The organism is Marisediminitalea lipolytica, assembly GCF_001758465.1.
GTDB classification, from domain to species: Bacteria; Pseudomonadota; Gammaproteobacteria; order Enterobacterales; family Alteromonadaceae; genus Alteromonas; species Alteromonas lipolytica.
In genome coordinates this window covers 558,572-578,947 of sequence record NZ_MJIC01000015.1, presented here as the reverse complement: position 1 = coordinate 578,947, position 20,376 = coordinate 558,572, and the positions used below count along the sequence as shown (strand labels likewise).

Below are 20,376 nucleotides of genomic sequence, written 5' to 3'. Positions count from 1 at the left end.
TGGGATTTTTTTGTTTTTTTGAAAAAATAAATCTAGGATATTGATATTATTATATTTTGTCTTAGTTATTTAACAGATTTTGATATTGACGGCCGTAGTAACTGGCTAATAAACCATGTTGAGCTTGTTGTTTATTGACTTCGACTTGCCATTGCTCACTACTCATATTGGAGTGAGTTAGCAGCAGCGTTAATAACTGATAAGCCACATGTTGAGCATCATTATTCTCAATGAGTTCTACGAGCTGTTCCCTGATGGCGGTGAGCTTATCTGATGAGGCATGCCGGTAATAGGTCACTACCTCTAACGCAGAAATTAATACCTCTATTTCATCTGGTCTCAGGCTTAAGGCTTGCTCTATGGGTTGCAGAGTAGCCTCAAGCGCATTGTCAAATTTCAGCCCCGCGCGGGCTTTTAACATCTGATTTGTTGCGCGTATTTTATAACCATCAGCAGCCTTTGCATTTAACTCAATGGAATGTGCGATCCAGCCATCAATCTCGTTAAGCATGGATATAGCTGCTTCTTTCCGGTTATATTCGAGATACATTCTAACCGTTATCTGCGCACATAAAGACATGGTATGCCAGGTGCTGGCTAAATTGCTTTTTAGCTCATGACCTTTTGAGGCGATGGCAACGCACTGTTGTCCCGCGCTAATTGCGTTCCCGCCTGTGGCAAACTCTTCAAAATGTTGGTAGTAAAACATATTCATTAAATTGAAGTGTGGCCAGATATAGTCTGGCTGACTTAGCAATGCTTGCTGTGCATATTCTATCCCCTGTTCGGTGAGCCTCATCGCGCTATTCCCTCGCGAGAGTTCAATTTTGGATAAAGTGGAATTGAGGGCTGCCAGATTGTTGTAGACCTGCTGCTTTTTTTCGGCATGCTCTAACGCTTTGGCGTAATAACGCCGAGTATTCGCCAGTGCCTCTTCATAGGGTTCATACTGGCTAGCTAACCATTTTGTCAGACTTTGGTAAGCATTGCCGATATTGTTGTAAACATTATATTGGTCGGGCTCCAATGCGATGGCTTGTTCGTAATGCTCAATACTTTTTTGCAGCATTGGCAGATGCTCTTGACCAATCGACAGCAGGTAACTCGCGTAAAATTTGTAGAGCCGCCCCAGGCTATGTTGCAGATTGGCGTTTTGAGGAAACAGCGTAATGCTTTCCTCTAATAGAATGATAGCTCTTTCAAAATGGGGGACGGGAGATTGCCCTTTGCGCGCAACTGCTACACCATAGCGGCGCAGGGCAACGGCATAATTGTTTGTAAAAGTAGAGTTATCCGGGTAAATCTTTCTGGCTTTTTCACCAATAGCCTGCACCTGTTTGAATGCTTCCTCTGGATCTGAGTCGTAACGTAACGCATCCCATAATTGATAATTCCACAGGTTTAAATTCTGACTCAATAGGGCTTCATCATCAGAAGCTCGTGCTAAACCCTGTTCGACATACTTTCTACCCAACTCTAAGTAGGCTAAGCGCTGACTTCGGTCTTTAACCGAAGCCTTCGCCATAAACAGATACCATTCGGCGGGTTTACTCAACAATGAGGGATTCGCACTTATTTGCGATAACGCTACGCAGGCAGGTTCCGCTTGTGGTGCGATGGTTTCAATGTTGAGTAAAATATATTTTTCATAAAGCGCAGCAACATCGAGATAACTATCACAACGCGCTATGTAAATCGCCTCTTCTTGTTCAGATACCGCTTCGATACTAAAGGGAATTTCATTAACGATTAATCGCGATAGCATTTGAATAATGTCTTCACGATTAGATTTAAACTCGTCCACCGAGGTATCCACAATTTGCGAAAAGACGTGTAATCCGCTCTGGCCATCAATAAGTTGCAAAGTGAGTCTTATCGCCCCCTCGCTTTGCCGAATACTGCCCTCAATAAAAAAGCGGCTATTCAGCGCCTGCGATATTTGTTCCGGTCCAAGCGCCTCTTTGTTCACCGTGGCCGAGATAGTTTTAGACACCACTCTCAACGCCGGATAATTAGCCAACTGATGTGTAAGTTCTTCGGTGAACGACAGCGAGGAATTGAGGATCTCTGAGTCGCTGCTGAGCGTTTCTACGGGTAGCACGGCGATAGTTTGATCATAGTGATCGGGCGTTTGCGATTGATACCAAAACAGACCCACAACACAGATCAATATCCCCACCAATATGCTAAAGGGGATGGTTCGTCTTTTTGAGTTTTCGTGTTGTACAGGGCTATCTTGGATAGGCGATGTCAGCGACTGTATTTCTCCCTGAAGGGCATAACCTTTTTTCGGCATCGTGCGAATAATATTGGCGGAGGATATCTGCTTAATTCTGCTTCTGGTCTGGCTCACCAGATTTGTAAGTGAGTCATCACTAACTATTCGTCCTTCCCATATTTTAGTGAGCAATTCTTCTCTACAGACCTTTTGGTCCTCTGCAGACAGTAATAATTGAAATAACAGCAAAGACTTGTCATCTAACTCGACAGCGGGGGTTTGAGCATTTTGATGCCTGAAAGACTCCAGGGAATAAGCCTGGGCTTTACTGAAATCAATTACAATGTCGGCGATCTGAATTTTTGAATTTGAGTCGAAATCCATAGCAACCCTTTTGCATATTCCTTGCTAATCTCACTAAATTCCTAAAACGGCAAGCCGTAACACTTTGGAACGGTATTGGTCATATTTAATACACTAATTGGTAACCGTAGCACTTGGTAGCACATACGTACACCTGTCGGTAGTTATTAATTGCCTAATTTTCCACCACCCCTGAATTGGAGCAGCAAATATCGGGGATCTCCTAAACCATTTAGAAAACCTGAAACAGCCTTATTGAGGAAGTCAGACCGTTCAGGAGATACCGGATAGCCCTTGTAGGGCTTCCGGCATGACGGGATGTTTTAATACCGGAAACCTCCTAAAGAGCTTCCGGTACGACGGGTTGTTTTTGGGGTCGTCGTCGTACCCAATATTTCCGTCATCCCCCGAATTTGCGCAGCAAATATCGGGGATCTCCTAAACCATTTAGCAAACCTGAAATGGTTTTATTGAGGTAGTCAGGCTTTTAAGGAGATACCGGATAGCCCTTGCAGGGCTTCCGGCATCACAGGATGTTTGTGTGCTGAACATTCTCCGTCATCCCCGAATTTGCGCAGCAAATATCGGGGATCTCCCAAACCAGTTAGCAAACGTGAAACAGCCTGGTTGAGGGAGTCAGACTGTTGAGGAGATACCGGATAGCCCTTACAGGCCTTCCGGCATGACGGGATGTTTGTGTGCTGAACATTCCCCTTGTTCCCCGTCATCCCCGAATTTGCGCAGCAAATATCGGGGATCTCCTAAACCATTTAGCAAACCTGAAATAACCTTATTGAGGGAGTCAGGCTTTTAAGGAGATACCGGATAGCCCTTGTAGGGCTTCCGGCATGACGGGAATTTTTTGATACCAGATAGCCCTTACAGGACTTCCGGTATGGCGGGATTTATATATATATGACTATGAGGACGTCATAGCGGAAAACCGTGAGTTAAGAAATCACCCCACCTTCTTCTACCATTTTAGCAATGGCCGCGTCGTCGTAGCCCAGGTCGGCCAGTAACTCGGTGTTGTGCTCACCTTGTTTAGGGCGCGCGAAGTCTGGCTTACCCGGCTCCTGAGCAAACTTAATAGGCACGCCCAGATGGGATTTGCCTTCGCTGTCTTTTACCACCATTTCGCGCACGGCCAGATGTTCTTCCTGCATGGCTTCGTACAGGTCACGAACCGGTGCCCAGCACACATTGACGTCTTTAAACCACTCGGTCCATTCGGCCAGGGTTTTAGTCAGAAAAGTTTCTTTGAAGAACTCAACAACCGGGCGTTGAACGGGCCCCGGCAGCTCCTGACAAAGCGGGTATAAATCCTCACGGTTAAGCGCCACCAGCAGGTTATAGGCAAACTTGGTTTCGCTGCCGCCCAGGGTTAAGTGACGGCCATCTTTAGTTTTATACACCTGATACATAGCCGAACCGCCCCAGGAGCGTTCGTCTTTCACCACTGGTGCCCGGTTTTCAGCAAACACCGGCCCCATTACGTTTGGCGTCCAGGCTACCAGGGTATCCTGCATTGATATATCAAGGTAATCGCCTTTGCCGCTGGTGTGGCGGGCATATAAAGCCATCAGAATGCCAGAGAGCGCCATCAGGCTGGATGCCATATCGGCACAAGGCACACCAGGGCTGGCAGGCTCGCCATCAGCACCTTCGTTTACGGCTACCAGACCAGAATCGGCCTGAATAGATAAGTCATGAGCGGCATTTAAGCGCTTGGGGCCGGTCTGACCATATGCAGAAATAGAACAGTACACTACACCGGGGTTACGGGCAGACACCACGTCATAGCCAATACCTAACCGGTCGACCACGCCGGGACGAAAGGCTTCGATCACCACATCGGCGCTATCCATTAATTTAAGCAGTGCTTCTTTAGCTTCAGGATGCTTAAGGTTGAGCGACAGGCTTTTTTTACCGCGACCGATGTTACGAAACCAGATTGATTCGCCATCGGTTTTTAACCCTACTGCGCGGGTTGGCTCACCCGTAGGCGGCTCAATCATAACCACATCCGCGCCGTGGTCAGCCATCATCATGGATAAATGCGGGCCAGGTAAAAACTGGGACAAATCGACAACCTTAATACCGGATAGCTTCATAACATTCTCTGCGTTAGTAGATAAATAGCCGCTACAGGCGACAACAAATATTGAAAACAGGATAGCTATAACGATAATGTTATGTCAATATAACTTATTATTGATATTGTATTCCCTAGAGAAAGCGTTATGTCTGTGACTGCATCAACACCGCCCGTTTATCAGGCCTTTTGCACTGTGCAAGGCCGAAAAGTTCGTTACCAGATTTGTGGCAACGGCCCGGCGGTACTGGTGATCCACGGCTCGCCGCAATCGTCCCGCGCGGTGATTCCGTTGGTGCAGTACCTGGCTAGCCAGGGCTTTTGTGCGATTGCCCCGGATACGCCGGGCTATGGTTTATCTGCCCCGCTTAGCGAACCTAAACAAACCACCACACTGGATTACGCCCGCGCATTACAGGCCTTCGCCAAAGAACTGGGGTTAGCACAGTATGGTTTATATGGTTTTCATACCGGCGCAGCCATTTCCTGTACGCTGGCGGCCATTGCGCCGGATGAAGTGACTGCCTTAACCTGTGATGGCCTGACTGCCTGGACGAAAGACGAGCGCAATACTATTTTGCAGGGCTATTTACCCCCCTTTACCCCGGCCTGGGATGGCAGCCATATGACCTGGCTGTGGGCGCGTATTGAAGAACAGGTGGCGTTTTTCCCCTGGCATATCGCCGAAGATCGCTGCCTGATGGAATTTGATATGAGCCCGGTACCGCGCCTGCACGGTAATGTGATGGACGTGCTGGAAGCGGGCGATGGCTATCGCCATGCCTATCATGCTGCCTTTACCTTTGTTACCGAAAACTGGTTGCCTAAGGTTAATTGCCCGCAGTTGTTTGTGTGTCACCAGCACGATCCCCTCGCCAGCCATTATGAGCGTGAGGTATTTAACGGTTTTAATACCGAATTACATGCCGACATGGGTGAGCTGTACAGCGCTATCAGCCTGTGTTTAAAACAGCAACCCGGCACTGAATTTAGCGCAGCCCCACAAACGGCGTCCGACCAAAACGGCATTACCCATGGCTGGGCGGGCAAGGCTGGTGAAGCGCTTGCGTATTCAGGAAAGTTAACTCACAACACCAAAACCCCAACGCTGCTGTTATTGCCCGGCGCAGGCGAGTCAAAAGCACTGTTTGCGCGGCTCATTTCGTTTTTATCCGTTAAATACAATGTGATTGCGCTGGATTTACCCGGCCAGGGCGATTCTGAAAGTCTGGAACACCCACCAGCCAGTGTTGCAGAGATAAGCGAGTTTATTCATCAGGCATTAAACAAGCTGGCAATTACTGAGTACTGTGTTGCCGGACATGGCCTGGGCGGACGCATTGCCGCCTGGCTGGTAGAGAATAACTATGCCTCGCGCGGCGCAGCGCTTAATGTTAATACCCAGCCGGATACTCTGACCGACGACTGGTTAGCCAACTTTGCCAGCGACTTAACCCCAGTATGGGATGGCGCGCATCTGGTACGCGCTTTTCGTATTGCACGCTGGGAGCAGATTTACACTCCCTGGTTTAACCGCACCATTGCTGGCCGTAAACGCCCGGGCGGCGTATTAGAGCCTGCGGCAATTCATCAGCGTGCGGTAAATATTTTAAAAGCACGCAATGCCTGGCCTGCTGCGGTTGCCGCTGAAACCACTTATTCATGGCTAAACAGCAAACCAGCTGGAGAATGTTTTAGTTACTACGCCGTACCGGAAAATCAGCTTTGCGATACAGCGTTACTGGAACAATCAGGTCTTAGCATTCACACCACCGGCGCTCAGGATATGGACTGGTTGGCTGCACTAGAGAAGGTAATGGCATGACGGAAATATTAATCTTTAAATACCTGCACCTGTTGTGCCTGGTGTATTGGTTAGGCGGTGATTTAGGTACCTTTATTGCCAGCCGGTATTTGCTTAATACCACGTTAAGCGCCGAAGCCCGTCTGGTTGCTACTAAGATTTTAATTGCGTGCGATCAGGGACCGCGCTTTGCCATGCCGCTGATCTTACCCACAGGGTTACAATTGGCTTATGGCCTTGGCGTACTGAATGTTCCCGCGCTGGTCATGGCGCTAATTTGGGTAATTACCGTAAGCTGGCTGGCCATTTTAATTACCTTACATTTTAAGCACGGCAAACCGCCCGGCTGGTTAACCACCAGCGATTGGGTAATTCGCATTGCCGTGTGTGTAGCCACCTTAGGCTATGGCGCTGCCAGTGTTATCACCGACACTGCACTGGGGGCCGACTGGGCTGGCTTCAAGCTCACCTTATTTGGCGTAACGGTGCTCATGGGGCTGTGTATTCGTATTCAGCTCAAACCCTTTTTTGCAGTGTTTGCCAACATTATTAATAATACCGTCGATGCGCATACCAACCAGGTAATTGCCGCAAGCATTGGCGGTGCCCGCCCTTATGTCTTTATTATCTGGGGATTATTGTTCCTGATTTCGGCATTAGGCCTTCATCTCATCATTTAATCTGTGGAGTATTAGCAATGAGCTATCAAACTATCCGGGGCAAGATTCTGTATACCAGTTTAAAGCCCGAGCGCATGAATCAGGAACGTGGCCGTGAGTACTTCTCGCTCACCGTACAACAGGACGAAACCCGCGTGATGCACGCGCACTGCGAAATCGATGATGAGCCAGCAGTTATTCGTGACATCACCATGTCGTTCGACAAAGACAACTACCCGCTGGACTGCTTTAACCGCATTACCGTAGGTCACAAGTTTGAAGGCACCGGCTGGTTCCGCTTTACCAAAGACATGGCAGAGTGTGAAACCTACAACCAGCGCGATGGTCGCATTACCCAAAAAGTGCCACTGGAAGAACCTATTCGCTGGTTAGGCTCACACCCGATTGTAGGCGATGGCCTGGCGTGTAAGGTGTACGACCGCAGTCAGGGTGTAGGTAAGCAATTATTTAAGAACATGGCGCTGACCAGCCCGGATCACCGCGGTGCCACCGGCCCTATGCTGTTTCGCTTAGGCTATGGTCTGGAATACCTCGGCGAGAAAACCATTACCGTACCGGCTGGTACCTTTGACTGTTACCACTTTGCTTACACCGATACCGCAGCAGACCTGCCGGAAGAGCACCCTAAATATGAAGTCTGGTGTACTAAGGACCACTTTATTGCGGTGGCGGCAGAAGCTGGCGGTTACATGATGACCCGCTACGAATTAGTAGAGTATTCTGTCGAATAACTACTGCGTTAGTAAGTGTTTAAACCGGTAGTGTGCGCGCCACGCCACAATGCCGGTTTTTACCAGATAGTCGATAAGGATCGTGGCAAAAATCCATTCAATATCAGCCCCCACAGCAAGCAATACGTAAGCCACGCTAAAGCGCACCAACAGTGGCCCCACAATCACACTCACCATCGGCCAGCGCGTATCACCACTGCCCTGTAATGCGCCCACATACACAAAATCCGCCGCCATTACCGGCTGAATGAGCGCAAAAAACAGGATAAACGAGGCGGTGTATTGCACTACTTCACCCTCTATCACCAGCCACACGGCAAGTTCATCAGCAAAGATGCCTAATAAAACCCCCAGTACCGACATAAGCCCTACGGCGATGGTCATCGAGGTACGCACCACGTTTTCGGCCTGTGCGGTATTATCCTGCCCCAACGCCTGACCCACCATAACGGCGGTAGCAATAGAAAAGCCAAAGCCAATCACAATAGACACCGCCATTAGCATAATACCGGCACCATAGGCGGCGTAGGCCGCATCGCCAAAATGCGCCACCACCCATAAAAACGCCAGCACCGAGCCCTGGCGAATAAGCTGTTCCAGCACTGCGGGGTAACTGATTCGCCAAATCGGCATGACCTTAGACAGTGGCCAGGCTCCTTTAAATAACCCGGTTAACTTTGGCCATAACATCACCAGCATCAGCGCCAGGCCGATAATGTTACCCAACCCGGCCGCTATCGATACCCCACCGGCGGCGGTAAAACCCAACGCGCTGTGGTGATGCACCAACCACCAGGTCAGACTCACGGTAAGCATATTTAAAAACACGCCGCAGACTAGCGGAATAGTAGTGATATTCATGGCGCGCAGGGCACTGGCCAGAATCAGGTAAATACCCACGCCCGCGATATACACCGTTAGCTGGCGAATATAATCCACACTCTCGGTGAGTGCATCGCCTTTTAGACCCAGTCCGTGCAGTAAAGGCTCTGCTGCCAGCCAGAACAACAGTGACATAGGAAGCGTAATAATTAACGACAGTAACAATGAAGCGCGCATCCATTCATTGGCCTCGGCAGGTTGTTGTTTGCCGATACTGCGCGATACCAGTGCCATGGTTCCCACATTCAGGCCCAGTAAAATGGCCTGCACAATAAAATATAAGCGCTGCCCGCCGGTAACCGCCGCCAGGGTATGACTCCCCAACGGCGCCACAATTTTAATAGTGATAATGCCAACAATGGCCGACATGGCCTGCACCCCACCGGCAGAAATCACCAGTGCCAAAAGCTGACGAATATTGACTGCATCACTTAGTAACGGCCCGGCGTCGGAGGGGCTTGTTTGCAGGGGCGTTTGGGCTTGAGCTTGGGATTCGGACATGTGACCAGACAAATAATTGAACAATAATGATAATCACTTTGTTCTAATAGCATGTCAATAATTCAACCAGGTCATAAGCACTGGCTGCAAAACAATTTTTTAAATCCTTGATAAATGTCATGAGCAAGCACGAAAGCCTTCCCTACATTGGTTATTGCAATAACAAAAAATAACCAACACCACTCACATTGAACAACCGTTGAAGGGAACCTACACATGAACAACGTTAACGTGCATTCCTCCTCTAAGGGCTTTAAGCGACTTCTTCTTGCTACCGCTGTATCGCTTGCCTGCCACAACGTTATCGCCCAGGAACTGGAAAAAATTACCGTAACCGCCCAGTACAAGGAAGAAGACTTACAATCCGTCCCCATTGCGATTACCGCGCTGGGTGAAGAAGATATTGAATTGCGTAACATGACCAACGCACTGGATATCAATGAAACCGTGCCCAACATTAACATTGCCAAAAACACCGGCGCCGCTACCGGCATGAAAGTATTTTTACGCGGTATCGGTGAAGATGAATCCCGCGCCGGTGCAGACCCCGCCATTGGTATTTATGTCGATGGTGTTTACATTGGCCGTCAGACCGGCGCGTTGCTGGATCTGGCCGACATTCAGTCTATTGAGGTACTACGCGGTCCGCAGGGTACATTGTATGGCCGTAACTCAAATGGTGGTGCACTCAGAGTAACCACTCGCCAGCCCAGTCTGGATGACGAGGTAAAATTAAAACTGAGTGCAGGTAATTACGATTTAGCTTCGGGTTATCTGATGGTCAACAAAGCGCTCAGCGACAAGCTGGCGGCACAAGTTTCGCTGTTTACCCACAACCGCGACGGCTTTATGACCAACAAAGACAACGGCGACAAGCTGGGTAAGGTAGATAAGGAAGGCGCAAAGATTGGCGTAAAATACTTCGGTGACGTGTGGGATTTACTGCTTTCTGCCGACTTTTCCGCCGATAACTCTGAGCCGGGTTATCCTGCCCGTGTGTTGGATGACGACGGTGATATCTTTACCACTACCCAGGCCGAATTTCCGCTAACGCCATTAATTGGCGGCGATACCGAACTGGGCGATTTCTTTAACAGCACCTATCAGCGTGGCTTTAGCTTCTCGGCCCATCGTGCCTTTGGCGACATGGAGTTTGATTCACTCACCTCCTACCGCTCACTGGATAACCAGTTATTCAGTATTATCAGCCTGCCTTACTATCAGGATTTAGCCCAAAGCCAGCGCACCCAGGAATTCCGTTTATCCGAAGCTAACGACAGCTACGAGTGGGTAGCGGGTTTGTATTTATACAACGAAAAAATCGACCAGTACTCTGAATTCGTTTCGGGTTACTCACGCATTTTCATTGATACCAACTCAGCTGCGTTGTTCGGCCAGTACACCTATCATGCCAGTGAGCAATTACATCTCACCGGTGGTCTGCGTTACACCTGGGAAGAAAAAGACTTTACCGGTATCGCCAGCCCGGATTACTGGAGTGCACTCGGCCGCGGTAACGCCGGCGAACAGTCTAATGACTGGAGGAATTTATCCTGGAAAGCCGTTGTGGCCTATGATGTTAGCGACGATCTGATGACCTACGCCTCGGTAACCACCGGCTTTAAATCAGGCGGTTGGTCGGTAGACAGCTTCCTGGCGGTAGAAGACGAAACGGTTGTTACCTATGAAGTGGGTATGAAGAGCGATTTAACCAAAGCGCTACGCTTAAACATCAACGGCTTCTTTAACGACTACACCGACTTACAGGTAAATGGTTCAACTGCTGTGGGCTTTACCCGGATTAATGCCGGTGACGTGGAAACCTATGGTATTGAGGCCAACCTGACCTATCAAATCACCGACGACCTGTTAATCGATGCGTACGTGGGCACCCTGGATGGCGAATATAAAAGCCTGACCGAAGAAGCCCAGGCGCTGATTGCCGATGATTATGATTTAAAACAGGCGCCACCGCTGACCTATGGCTTTAACCTGTCTTACTTCAAAGAAGTAGGAACCGGAAATATTGTGGCTAACCTGCAATATGCCTATACCGACAAGCAATACAACGATTTGGCCAATGCCGAGTTAATCGCTCGCGATGAAACCAACATCGTGAATGCACGTCTGGGCTATAAATGGGGCGGTGATATTGAATACAGCATTGCAGCATGGGCGAAAAACCTGCTGGATGAAGAATATGCTGCCGCGGGCACGGCCGGTAACTCGTCAATTTACCCCGGCGATCCACGCACCGTAGGTGTGGATTTTAGTGTGACGTTCTAAGCTGTTGTAATCTCCGTTTTAATCCGTCATCCCCGAATTTACGCAGCAAATATCGGGGATCTCCCAACCCCTCAGGCAAATCCAAAACAGCTTCAAACTGAGTCAGGCTGTTCAGGAGATACCGGCTCACAGGCCGGTATGACAGAGTATTTTGCTACCAACGCAGGGGTCAAACAGTAACCCGTCATCCCCGAATTTGCACAGCAAATATCGGGGATCTCCCAAACACTTCGGTAAATCCAAAGCAGCTTTTCGAACAGTCAGACTGTTCAGTAGATACCGGCTCACAGGCCGGTATGACAGGGTATTTTGCTACCAACGCAGGGGCCAAACAATAACCCGTCATCCCCGAATTTGCGCAGCAAATATCGGGGCTCTTCCAACCACCTCGGTAAATCCAAAACAGCTTTTCGAACAGTCAGACTATTCAGGAGATACCGGCTCAGAGGCCGGTATGACAGGGTATTTTGCTACCAACGCAGGGGCCAAACACTAACCCGTCATCCCCGAATTTGCGCAGCAAATATCGGGGATCTTCCAAACACCGAGGTAAATCCAAAACAGCTTTAAACTGAGTCAAACTGTTCAGGAGATACCGGCTCAGAGGCCGGTATGACAGGGTATTTTGATACCAACGCAGGGGCCAAACAATAACCCGTCATCCCCGAATTTGTGCAGCAAATATCGGGGATCTCCCAAACCCTTAGGCAAATCCAAAACAGCTTCAAACTGAGTCAGTCTGTTCAGGAGATACCGGCTCACAGGCCGGTATGACAGCGTATTTTGATACCAACGCAGAGGCCAAACAGTAACCCGTCATCCCCGAATTTGCACAGCAAATATCGGGGATCTCCCAAACACCTCGGTAAATCCAAAACAACTTTAAAGTGAGTCAGACTGTTCAGGAGATACCGGCTCACAGGCCGGTATGACAGGGTATTTTGCTACCAACGCAGGGGACAAACAATAACCCGTCAGCCCCGAATTTGCACAGCAAATATCGGGGATCTCCCAAACACTTCGGTAAATCCAAAACAGCTTTAAACTGAGTCAGACTGTTCAGGAGATACCGGCTCACAGGCCGGTATGACAGGATGTTTTGATTCCGGTGCAACGACCGGTATAACAGCGTATTTTGATACCGACGCAAGGGCCGGCAAGTCGGGATATTTTGATACCGGCGTAAGGAACAGTATGACGGGATATTTTTATACCAGTTGGAAGGTAAATCACAATTAAAAAAAAAGCCCCGGTATGACTGGTCGCATCCGGGGCTTTGCGTAAACTTGATTATGAGAGCAATTAGCGTTCGATAAGCTCTATAAGTTCGCCGGCGGTGCCTAAGTAAAGTGCACTCTTACGACCCTGGTACAAAGCTGTTTCACTTTGGATTACGGTGCCAAGCGCGGGCAAATCCACCGCCTCGAGGCTATCCACTAAAAAGCTCACCATGGCAATACCAGAGGGTAATCCACAGGAGGTCACAGGGCGCATGGGCAGTGACTTCACTTCGTCGATTTCGATAAATGTTTGCTCGCTAAACTGGATGCTGGCAATGGGCATACGTTCATCCACGTTGCGGCCCAGCGCATTGTTAATTACCGTTACCTTGGTATCAAATGCCAGTGGTTTGGAGTTACTTAACTGAGCATATAGCGCCATTGATTCATCCCGGTCTGCCACCAGCAGTACCGGGATAAACAAACGGTCGACTTCGCATCGCGGCATGGGCAAATCAAAAGGCGGCACTTCGCGTAATACGCGGGTTAAATAGAGTACTTCGCCAGCCGGGCCGGTAGCCTGGAAGGCTTCGATGCCATCGCTTACGTCCAGTGGCTTAGGGTCGCCAATGATGGTAAACGGACTGTCCTTAAACTTCTCGGCCAGGGCGTACACGTCATCTACCAGTACTTCCAGTGACATCCAGCCAAGGGTTGAGATAGGCTTACTAATGTCACAGCCAGGCTGCTCAATAAAACGAACCCAGGGATCGCCAAATTGATTCGCCATAAGTACATAGGGTTTACGGGCCAGTGCAGGTAAGCCCCATGCATCGGCTACTAGCGAATCTATCTGACCTTCCTCACAAACGGTCACGCCCAGATACTCGGTATAAGCGCTCACGATTTCTGCCAGATTGTTACACACCAGGGTGCCACAAAGTACGGGGCCTAAGGTGATATTGTCTTGCTGTGCTGCCATGCTGTTTTAACCTGTAAATTTGTTAGCGTAAATCGGCCAGGACTTTGCCCATGGACTGTCCGGAAAGTAACCGTTCTACCGCATCATACACGCCTTCAAGGCCGGTAAATTGCGGCTCGTCGATACAGACTTTTAGCTTGCCTTCGATAAAGTCAGCAAATAGCGCATCACGCGCTGGCGGCCATTTATCGGCGAGTAAACCGTTCATAAAACCGCGTACCGAGGCGCTCTTATAATAAAGCTTATTCGCAATGCGCGGGCGCGAGACCACTTCGGGCTTACCATCGAGATCCGCCGCGGCACCACCCACTATTAACCGTCCATGCGGAGCCAGGTTATCCAAAAACGCGTCGTGAATAGGGCCACTAACGGTATCAAAAGCAATATCGAGTTTGTCTTTGTAATGCGCATTTAAGAACTCAGACACATCGGTCGTGCGATAATCGATAATACAATCGGCGCCCAGGGATTTTACAAACTCGCCTTTCTTTTCACCGCCGCAAATAGCAATCACATGGCAATCGAGGTTCTTCGCAATCTGCACCAACAAATGACCAAGCCCACCCGCCGCAGCCGAAATTGCCACAGTCTCGCCCCGTTTAATCTCGCCGATATGATGCAATGCTACATAGGCTGATACGCCGGTGGAGGCCAACACCAGCCATTCAGGACGAGCATCCGGTACTTTATAAAAATCGCTCGCTGCACCGATGTTCCACTGACGGTAACCGGAAGGAAAACGGGTAGTCACTACCACGTCACCCTGGTCGAAATCAGTAACGCCTTCACCTACCGCTTCCACTACGCCCAGTGCTTCCACACCGGTCAGAATAGGTAAGGTTAACTTAACGTAATCCACCGCGTCGCGGGCAATCTGGGTATCAAAAATACCATTCACGCCACAATACAAATTACGCACTGCCAGTTGCCCGGCCGCTGGCTGAGCAAGAGGCAACTCAATTATATTAGTGGCTTCACGAAAGGTTTGTGCAAAGCGCTGAAGCTGAATGGCGGAATAGTGTGCTGGCAGCATTGGCGTTACCTGTTAAACAATAGAGCGGGATAAAAAATGTAGAAACAGAAGCAGAGCAAGGTTGGACTAGCTCTGCTTCAATCCGGGCACGGTTAGAAGGGTTTGGTTGCACCAATAAAGGCTACACTTGAAATGCCAATCCAGTACACATAAGCCATGTAGCGCGAAATACGGATAGACTTTTCTAAGCGGGTTTCGACTTCGTCGTTTTCGCCCTGGGCCAGAATGCGGAACATCTCGGTCCACTCACGCATAACAAAGCGCAGGTGCAGGCCAATCATCAGCATGAAAGAGAACAGTAATACTTTAACTGAGAACCATTTTTGGCCGACTTCAGCGTTAAACGGGCCGTGTCCGAGCAGTGAGCTGATAGCACAAATCAGGATAAGCGGAATAAACACAAAACGAATACGCTCATCAATCTTAGTCAGCATAATACCGCGATCGGTTTCGCGATAAATAAACGCAGACCAGCACAGGATTAACCAGGCAATAAAGAACACCCAGCTAATGGTCAGCGCGATACCACCGAAAGGCTGAACACCCCAGAAGTAGCCCATGTGAAAACCCAGCGGGAACAGTAACAAAATACCGCTACGAGCAAGAATATCAATGCGATAAGCCGTTTCCATGTGGCGGCGTCGCTCTGCCATCGGCAGCTTTCGATTTACAATGTTGTACGAGGTTTGAAAAACACCCCATTCGCCACCTAACCAGTAGACCATAGCGAGGATGTGTACCCATTTTAAAACGGCAAGTTCAGTAATTCCCATTTGCTGATTCACTATTATTGTTTATAGAAGATGCAACCAGAGTAAGTTTTCGGCGTTTGCCGCTCCTTAACAAAAATCAAAGGATCGCGACTTTTGTTTGGCTGAAAGTAAAAAGCCCGCACAGATAGCGGGCTTTGGCAGTGATTAATGCTTACAATCAGGCGCTGAAAAAGTCGCGCAGAATCCTGGCAACCTGCGCAGGCTGCTCAAAAGTGCACATGGCACCACCGTCAGTTACCACCGCAGTCTGGCAATCCTTAATCCGCTCTGGGCCGGTAGCAAGCAGTTCTTCGCTGTAGAATAAATCGTGTTCAGCGCTGAACACCAGCGTGGGGCAGCCAATTTGTTCCGGCCATTGCTCCGATGCCATCCAGTTCATGATCATTTCGTGAATATCATATTTACGTAATCGGGCTAACTGGCCATTAATGAAGGGCTTGTAACGCACTTCCAGTGGCGCAGTGGGTGCCAGCGCAGCATAACGTAACCAGGCTTCGGCAATAAACTTACCTTCGGTATCCATGGGGATATCCCGGGAAAGCGGTTTGCTTTTAATGGCAGTAAGAAAACCTTCGATTTGCGCTTTGGTGATCAGCATCTCGCAGGAAATAACCAGCTTTTCTACCCGCTCCGGGTACTTGGTTGCAACAGACGACGCCAGCGCACCACCAGAATGGTTACCGGCCAGAAACACTTTATCAAAGCCCAGAGCATCAATCAGTTTAACCGTGGCATCGGTGATCACATCCATGCTCATGGATTCTGGCTCGTAAGACTGGCCATGGCCAGCCATATCCGGCGCAACCACGGTAAAGGTATCGCTTAGCAGTGGAATGATGTCATCCCACTCTACTCCGCTCATGGGCGACTGATGCAATAAAAACAACGGTTTGCCGGTGCCCGCAATTCGATAATGTAACTGCCCTTCAGGCAAATCCAGATAACACTTACGCATGATGACTTCCATTTTGTAACGATGCCAGGATAAAACCCAGCGTGGTTATGCCAGATAACCTTCTGTAATGAACAGCTCTGGCGCATAATCAACGATGGTAGAGCTGCCTGAAAGGGACTTCTTTGATAATTGTCATACCCATATTGAAATTATCTCAGCAGGATTAGAAGCTGGATCTTAAACAACATTTGTTATAATGTTAGGTCATTATACTTTAGGCATTCCGCCGATCGTCCAGAACCCAACCTCAGGTTGGCTTTCAATGGTGCGTTTTCCAAGGAGTTTACACCATGTCTGATATTATTCAGAACCTCAAAGCCATCGTTGGTGAAGATAACCTGCTCACTGATGAATTGAGCCGCCAACTCTATGTTACCGATGTATTTACCCGCGGACCGGCTGCCCTTGCCGTTGTTCGTCCAACGTCAACAGAGCAGCTTGCTGCCGTGGTGAAAGCGGCTGTTGATGCAGATATTCCGGTGGTACCTCGTGGTGGTGGTATGTCTTATACCTCAGGTTACGTGCCTAAATACGAAAACAGCATACTGCTGGACACCTCAATGATGAACAAAGTGGTCGAAATAAACACCGACGATATGTTTGTCACCGTGCAAGCCGGTTGTACCTGGCAGGATCTGCACAACGCATTAAAAGACACAGGATTCCGTACACCGTTCTGGGGCACCTTATCCGGCGTGTATGCCACGGTAGGCGGTGGCCTGTCGCAAAACTGTATATTCTGGGGTTCAGCGCTTTACGGCCCATCGGCGGACTCTGTGGTGTCTATGTCGATAGTACTGGCCGACGGCAGCGTGCTGGACACCGGTAGTGCCGCGCATAAAAACGGTACTCCGTGGTATCGCCATTTTGGCCCGGATTTAACCGGCTTATTCGTGGGTGACTGCGGCGCGTTAGGCTTTAAAGCCACCGTTACCTTAAAACTTATTCCACAAACCCCGGCTCGTCGTGGTTTATCCTTTGCTGCTGAAACCGGCGATCAACTACTCGCCTTTGCCAGCGAAGTGTCGCGTCAGCAACTGGCTACCGAAGTCTGTGGTTTTGACCCCTTCCTGCAAGGGCAGCGCTTAAAGCGTGAAAGTCTGGCGAAAGATTTTAAAGCCCTTGGTGGCGTAATGAAGGCTGCCGGTGGTTTTGGTAAAGCTCTTAAAGCCGGCGCAAAAGTGGCACTGGCTGGCCGTGGTTATATGAAAGACGTGAAGTTTTCTATTCATACCCTGGTTGAAGAACGCTACGACGAACTGGCAGCTATCAAAGAAAAAGCCATTCGCGAACTGGCCAAAGAACATGGCCTGCGCGAAATTGAAAACAGTATTCCAACCATTATGCGCGCCAATCCGTTTGGCCCGGTCAACTCCATGATTGGCCCGGAAGCAGAGCGTTGGTTACCCGTGCACTGTGTAGCGCCGCATTCTAAAGTTCGTGATGTATTTAAAGCCATTGGCGAACTGTACGAACAGCACGCCGAGGATATCGAAAAGTACGAGATTGGCTGCGGCTACCTGTTTGCCACCATTGGTAACAGCGTTACAGTTATCGAGCCGGTATTCTTCTGGCCGGAAGCCCTTAACGAACTGCACAAACATGCGGTAGAAAAAGAGCATCTGAGCAAACTCAAAGAGCACGATCCTAACCCGGACGCCACCGCTAAAGTGTATGAACTGCGTAAGGGGCTTATCGAGATCTTTACCCGCTTTGGCACCATGCACATGCAGTTGGGTAAGTCGTACCCGTATCATGAGCAGGTAAAACCAGAAGCATTAAGACTGGTTGAGGCCATTAAACAACAAGTGGATCCGAAAGGTCTGCTTAACCCTGGCACCCTTGGCCTGGAGGCAAAATAATGGCGTTAAACAACACTAAAGTTATCCTTAAAGAAACGCCGGTAGGCATGCCAACTGCCGACCAGTTTGAAGCCGTACCAGCCGATCTGCCAGCCATTGGGGAAGGCGAGGTGCTGGTGAAAAACCTTTGGCTGTCGCTGGACCCTTACATGCGCAGCCAAATCAGTGCGCGCCATATTTCTGGTGCAGTGCTGCCCGGCGACACCATGAAAGGCGAGACCATTGCCGAGGTGGTAGAGTCCAATTCAGCCGATTTTAAAGCGGGCGACAAAGTACGCTGTTTTGGTGGCTGGCAAGCCTATGCTGCATTGCCTGCAGCGGCGCTGACCAAAGTGCCGGATAACGTAGAGCACTCGCCTTATTTGCTGTCTATTTTAGGTATGCCGGGCTTAACCGCTTACGCAGGCTTAATCTGGCAGGCACAGCCTAAAGCGGGCGATACTGTTGTAGTTGCTGCTGCAACGGGTGCCGTGGGTTCGATGGTGGTTCAACTGGCTAAGCAGCACGGTTGCCGCGTAGTCGCCATTGCCGGCGGTCAGCACAAGTGCGATTTTGCCGTTAACGAACTCGGTGCCGATGTGTGCATAGACCGACACAAGGAAGACCTTGCCACGGCGCTGGATACCCATTGCCCTGATGGCATTAATATTTATTTCGACTTAATTGGCGGTGATATTTTAGAGCTGTGCAGTCAGCGTTTGGCGGTAGGTGCGCGTATGATCCTGTGTGGTCTGGCAGCCGACTACAACCGCACCACCAGCACTCCGCCCCCGGGGCCATCGCCGGTATATATCATTAAATCCCGCGCCACGGTGTTCGGTTTGGTGGTATATGACTTTGAGCCTCGCCGGGCGGAATTTATTGAAGCCTGTGCATCGCTGGTTGGTGAAGGAAAAATTAAGATCCGCGAACAGGTAGTAGAAGGACTTGCCAACGCCGGCCAGGGATTTGTTGATCTGCTTTCCGGTGATAACTTTGGTAAGGTGCTGGTAAAAATCGCCTGATAACAGGTTTTGCCCCACCATTACATTTCGTTTGAGTAAACTCACAAGCCGACCACTTAATTAGTGATTTGGTCGGCTTTTTGTTGCGGCTTGTGGATAAATTTGCCCCCTGGCTGTTCCAGCTGAAATTGCGGTTAACCCCCTGCCTTGCAGTCAGTTTTTATTTCGATACGTTTTTAGGTTACACTTTTTGTATTAAAAACGTTAAGAAAAAAACATGACTTGTGAATTACCGCCAATCTGGCTGATAAACCTCGACAAATGCGCCGACAGACTGGTTTCGGCCACCGAACAGCTCCAACGCGCAGGGCTGACTGCCGAGCGTTTTAGTGCCGTCAACGGTAAAGCGCTCAGTGAAGAAGAAATAGCGGCCTGCTATGATGAGCAGGCTAACAAAGCCTTTTTCAGGCGGCCTATCTCACGGGGAGAAATCGGCTGTTATCTTAGCCATCGAACGCTATGGCAACGGATGGTCGATGAGCAAATTGAAGTCGCCGTAATCATTGAGGACGACATTATTATCGATCCTAAATTTGGCGAAGTTATCAGTAAAATCGCACAGGTTAAGCACTGGGATATGATAAAACTGGCGGCCCGCCGGGGTTGTGAAGGCGATGAACGTTTTGATTTAGGTGATGGCTATTCGCTGGTTAACTTTGCCAAAGTCCCAAATTGCACCACTGGCTATGCGATCACCCTGAGTGGCGCGAAAAAACTGCTTAGCCGACGCCGCTTTTTCCGACCGGTAGATGTTGATTTGCAGTTTTACCCTGAGCTCAACCTTAGCGTGTTCGCCACCCAACCTTACCGGCTCTCAGCTAACAAGGAGTTTGATAGTGAAATTGACAAAATTGGCGGCGGTACCCGTAAAAGCGGCACCACATTCTGGCGCAACATTCGCTACCGTTGGCAACTGTGGCGGATCCGTAAATTCAGTAAATCCGGCGATGTGGATAAGTTGGAATTACAACCGTAAAGGTTGTTAAC

At 49.4% G+C, this 20,376-nt stretch carries 14 protein-coding genes; 7 read left to right on the top strand and 7 right to left on the bottom strand.

Annotated elements, in window-relative coordinates; all coding sequences use genetic code 11:
• Window positions 1-61 precede the first annotated feature (61 nt).
• Both BFC17_RS17085 and BFC17_RS17080 read right to left on the bottom strand, forming a co-directional pair.
• Entirely contained in the window at window positions 62-2,602 is a 2,541-nt protein-coding gene (locus tag BFC17_RS17085; protein WP_070177688.1) for a winged helix-turn-helix domain-containing protein, read from the bottom strand.
• A gap of 929 nt (window positions 2,603-3,531) precedes the next feature.
• On the bottom strand, window positions 3,532-4,695 hold the full coding sequence (locus BFC17_RS17080) for a CaiB/BaiF CoA transferase family protein (protein ID WP_070177687.1): 1,164 nt from the start codon (window positions 4,693-4,695) through the stop codon (window positions 3,532-3,534).
• Between the two features lie 129 nt (window positions 4,696-4,824).
• On the opposite strand from BFC17_RS17080, the gene BFC17_RS17075 reads away from it, so the two are divergent.
• Genes BFC17_RS17075 through BFC17_RS17065 form a run of 3 tightly spaced genes read left to right on the top strand, consistent with a single transcriptional unit; the run spans window position 4,825 to window position 7,891 of the window.
• Complete coding sequence (locus BFC17_RS17075; protein ID WP_070177686.1) at window positions 4,825-6,501, top strand: alpha/beta fold hydrolase; 1,677 nt, start codon at window positions 4,825-4,827, stop codon at window positions 6,499-6,501.
• On the top strand, window positions 6,498-7,160 hold the full coding sequence (locus BFC17_RS17070) for a hypothetical protein (protein ID WP_070177685.1): 663 nt from the start codon (window positions 6,498-6,500) through the stop codon (window positions 7,158-7,160). Before BFC17_RS17075 ends, BFC17_RS17070 begins: the two co-directional genes overlap by 4 nt.
• 17 nt (window positions 7,161-7,177) lie before the next feature.
• On the top strand, window positions 7,178-7,891 hold the full coding sequence (locus BFC17_RS17065; RefSeq protein ID WP_070177684.1) for a DUF3108 domain-containing protein: 714 nt from the start codon (window positions 7,178-7,180) through the stop codon (window positions 7,889-7,891).
• On the opposite strand, the gene BFC17_RS17060 is transcribed toward BFC17_RS17065, so the two are convergent.
• Complete coding sequence (locus BFC17_RS17060) at window positions 7,892-9,274, bottom strand: MATE family efflux transporter (protein ID WP_070177683.1); 1,383 nt, start codon at window positions 9,272-9,274, stop codon at window positions 7,892-7,894.
• 216 nt (window positions 9,275-9,490) lie between these two features.
• Between BFC17_RS17060 and BFC17_RS17055 the strand changes: the two genes are divergently transcribed.
• Entirely contained in the window at window positions 9,491-11,560 is a 2,070-nt protein-coding gene (locus BFC17_RS17055; RefSeq protein ID WP_070177682.1) for a TonB-dependent receptor, read from the top strand.
• A gap of 1,302 nt (window positions 11,561-12,862) precedes the next feature.
• Here the strand turns inward: BFC17_RS17055 and BFC17_RS17050 are convergent.
• The 4 genes from BFC17_RS17050 to BFC17_RS17035 form a co-directional block, all read right to left on the bottom strand.
• Complete coding sequence (locus tag BFC17_RS17050) at window positions 12,863-13,762, bottom strand: hypothetical protein (RefSeq protein WP_070177681.1); 900 nt, start codon at window positions 13,760-13,762, stop codon at window positions 12,863-12,865.
• 22 nt (window positions 13,763-13,784) lie between these two features.
• Window positions 13,785-14,795 (bottom strand): zinc-binding dehydrogenase, encoded by a 1,011-nt coding sequence (locus BFC17_RS17045; protein WP_070177680.1) that lies wholly within the window; start codon window positions 14,793-14,795, stop codon window positions 13,785-13,787.
• 92 nt (window positions 14,796-14,887) lie between these two features.
• Complete coding sequence (locus tag BFC17_RS17040; RefSeq protein WP_070177679.1) at window positions 14,888-15,568, bottom strand: hypothetical protein; 681 nt, start codon at window positions 15,566-15,568, stop codon at window positions 14,888-14,890.
• Window positions 15,569-15,725: 157 nt separating this feature from the next.
• Window positions 15,726-16,523, bottom strand: a complete 798-nt coding sequence (locus BFC17_RS17035) for an alpha/beta fold hydrolase (protein ID WP_070177678.1) — start codon at window positions 16,521-16,523, stop codon at window positions 15,726-15,728.
• Between the two features lie 290 nt (window positions 16,524-16,813).
• On the opposite strand from BFC17_RS17035, the gene BFC17_RS17030 reads away from it, so the two are divergent.
• From BFC17_RS17030 to BFC17_RS17020, 3 genes are all read left to right on the top strand, one after another.
• Window positions 16,814-18,385 carry an FAD-binding oxidoreductase gene (locus BFC17_RS17030; RefSeq protein ID WP_070177677.1) on the top strand — a complete coding sequence of 524 codons (1,572 nt, stop codon included), beginning with the start codon at window positions 16,814-16,816 and terminating at the stop codon, window positions 18,383-18,385.
• Complete coding sequence (locus BFC17_RS17025; RefSeq protein WP_070177676.1) at window positions 18,385-19,389, top strand: MDR family NADP-dependent oxidoreductase; 1,005 nt, start codon at window positions 18,385-18,387, stop codon at window positions 19,387-19,389. The genes BFC17_RS17030 and BFC17_RS17025 overlap by 1 nt, the downstream gene beginning before the upstream one ends.
• Window positions 19,390-19,606: 217 nt before the next feature.
• On the top strand, window positions 19,607-20,365 hold the full coding sequence (locus tag BFC17_RS17020) for a glycosyltransferase family 25 protein (protein WP_070177675.1): 759 nt from the start codon (window positions 19,607-19,609) through the stop codon (window positions 20,363-20,365).
• Window positions 20,366-20,376 lie beyond the last annotated feature (11 nt).